Source organism: Thermoanaerobaculia bacterium (assembly GCA_035260525.1).
In the GTDB taxonomy this organism is placed as follows: domain Bacteria; phylum Acidobacteriota; class Thermoanaerobaculia; order UBA5066; family DATFVB01; genus DATFVB01.
Genome location: DATFVB010000171.1, coordinates 1 through 2,414 on the forward strand (window position 1 = coordinate 1; position 2,414 = coordinate 2,414).

General features: G+C 70.6%; 2 protein-coding genes. Both read left to right on the plus strand.

Going from position 1 to position 2,414, the window contains the following annotated elements:
• Window positions 1-193, plus strand: a 193-nt coding sequence (locus VKH46_08370) for a metal ABC transporter permease (GenBank protein HKB70842.1), incomplete at its 5' end; no start/stop codon positions are given.
• Window positions 190-2,058, plus strand: a complete 1,869-nt coding sequence (locus VKH46_08375; protein HKB70843.1) for an ABC transporter ATP-binding protein — start codon at window positions 190-192, stop codon at window positions 2,056-2,058. The genes VKH46_08370 and VKH46_08375, both read left to right, overlap by 4 nt.
• Window positions 2,059-2,414: the final 356 nt, after the last annotated feature.

Sequence of the window (2,414 nt, forward strand, 5' to 3'; positions counted from 1 at the left end):
CGTCGTCCGCCGCCGGACGACGCTCCTGATCGCGCACCGGCTTTCGTCGCTTCGCGACGCCGACGAGATCGTCGTTCTCGACGAGGGGCGCATCGTCGAGCGCGGCACGCACGCGGAGCTCGTGGAAAGCGGCGGCGTGTATTCGGCGATGTGGGACCGCCAGCGGCTCGAGGAGGAGGTCGAGTCCGCATGAGCGCCGCCTCGCCGCACGAGGAGGAGGTCCTCGGAAAGGCCTACGACGCGCGCCTCGCGCGGCGGCTCCTCCGCTACGTCCGGCCTTACCGCGGCAGCCTGATCGCGGGAGTCGTGCTGATCCTTCTCGGGTCGCTCTTCCAGCTCATGGGCCCGGCGCTGACCGCCGCGGCGCTCGACATCTCGATCGCGCCGCGCCCCGGGAGCGGGTCCTCCTTCATCGGCCGCGCGGCGGCGGCCGTGGCCTCGCGCCTCCACGTGTCGCTGGCCGGGCGCGCCGGGGTCGACTTCTTCGCCGCCGCGTTCCTCGCGTCGCTCCTCCTCTCGTTCGTCCTGACGTACGCGCAGGTCTGGATCGTGAACTGGATGGGGCAGCGGATCATGTACGACCTTCGGGCGGAGATCTTCGAGAACCTGCAGCGGGCGGACGTGGGCTACCTCGACCGCCATCCGGTCGGCCGCCTGATGACGCGGCTCACGAGCGACGTCGACGCCTTGAACGAGCTCTTCACGTCGGGAATCGTCGCGATGGTCGGCGACGTCTTCACGCTCGCCGGCATCGTCGCGGCGCTCTTCCTGCTGAACCCGCTGCTCGCGCTCGTCACGTTCCTGACCCTCCCGCTCATCATCGCGTTCACGGCGTGGTTCCGGAAACGGTCGCGGGAGACGTACCGCGACATCCGCGTGCGTCTGGCGCGGATCAACGCGTTCCTCCAGGAGCACATCACCGGGATGCCCGTCGTCCAGCTCTTCAACCGGGAGGAGCGCGCGCGCCGGGATTTCTCGGTCATCAACGACGCGCACCGGCAGGCGTACATCCGCGCGATCTTCTACTACTCCGTGTTCTACCCGGGCGTCGAGCTCCTGTCGGCGCTCGGGCTCGCCCTGATCATCGGCGTCGGCGGAAGCGGGGTGATCCGCGGGGCGATCTCGATCGGCGTCCTCGTCGCGTTCATCCAGTACGCGCAGCGCTTCTTCCGGCCGATCGCCGACCTCTCGGACAAGTACAACATCCTCCAGGCGGCGATGGCCTCTTCGGAACGGATCTTCCGGCTCCTCGACACGCCGGCCGCGATCGCTTCTCCCGCCGCTCCGGTCCGGCCGCCGCGCGAGGGGCGGCTCGCGATGGAACGGGTCTGGTTCGCGTACGCGCGGGGGGAGGAGGTCCTGAAGGACGTGTCGATCGAGGCCGGGCCGGGAGAGCGGCTGGCCCTCGTCGGGCACACCGGCGCCGGAAAGACGACGATCGCGTCGCTCTTCCTGCGGTTCTACGACGCCGGGGTCGGCGTCGTGCGCGTGGACGGCGAGGACGTCCGGCGCTTCGACCTCGCGGACCTGCGCTCACGGTTCGCCATCGTTCTGCAGGACCCGTTCCTCTTCACGAGCTCGATTTCCGACAACATCCGTCTCGGCAACCGCGCGATCACCGACGCGCAGGTGCGCCGGGCCGCGGAGGAGGCGCGCGCCGCGGGATTCATCGAGCGGCTGCCCCGGGGGTACGACACCGTGCTGCAGGAGCGCGGGGGAGGGCTCTCGGCCGGCCAGAAGCAGCTGATCTCGATCGCCCGCGCGTTCGCGTTCGATCCGGAGTTCCTGATCCTCGACGAGGCCACGGCGAACATCGACACCGAGACCGAGATGGAGATCCGCGACGGCCTCGCGCGGCTGCTGGCGCGGCGGACGTCGCTCGTGATCGCGCACCGCCTGTCGACGATCCGGCAGGCGTCGCGGATCGTCGTGCTGCACAAGGGAGAGGTGCGCGAGGTCGGCACGCACGCGGAGCTCCTCGATCGCGGCGGGCTGTATGCGAAGCTGTATCGGCTGCAGTATCGGGATCAGGAGCTGCTCGCCCGTTCCGCGGGCTAGCAGCAGCAGGCGCGGCGATGCATCGAGCCGGCCGGGCGCGTGCCGCCGGCCGTCGCCACGACGTACGCTCGTCGGTACGCCTTAGGCGCCGGCCGGCCACCCGCATCCCGGCGGGCTCGCGCCTCGCCGCGCTTCCGAGTCGATCTGAATTGAGTTGCGTTGCGGCCCCTGGCAGGGCTAGGCAGGCGCGGCGACTTGTTGCGCCGAAGCTTCAGCGAAGGCGGATGCATCGAGCCGGCCGGGCGCGTGCCGCCGGCCGTCGCCACGACGTACGCTCGTCGGTACGCCTTAGGCGCCGGCCGGCCACCCGCATCCCGGCGGGCTCGCGCCTCGCCGCGCTTCCGAGTCGATCTGAA